Genomic DNA, 223 nt, shown 5'->3' on the forward strand with positions numbered 1-223 from the left:
ACCATGCCGGCCTGCCTGATGGCGGCTGCGACCGTGAACATCCCGGCGATCTCGCTCAATGTGGGTCCCATGCTCAACGGCTGGCACCAGGGCGAGCGCACCGGTTCCGGTACGATCGTGTGGAAGGCGCGCGAGCGTCATGCGGCGGGCGACATCGACTACCAGCAGTTCATCGATATCGTCGGCTCCTCCGCTCCGTCCGTGGGTCACTGCAACACCATGG

1 protein-coding gene is annotated in these 223 nt (G+C 65.5%); it reads left to right on the plus strand.

The features are described from left to right. On the plus strand, positions 1 to 223 hold a 223-nt coding region (locus tag E4K09_RS19690), incomplete at both ends, for a dihydroxy-acid dehydratase domain-containing protein (RefSeq protein ID WP_193557325.1).

The sequence above is a fragment of the Microvirga pakistanensis genome, assembly GCF_004458765.1.
GTDB classification, from domain to species: Bacteria; Pseudomonadota; Alphaproteobacteria; order Rhizobiales; family Beijerinckiaceae; genus Microvirga; species Microvirga pakistanensis.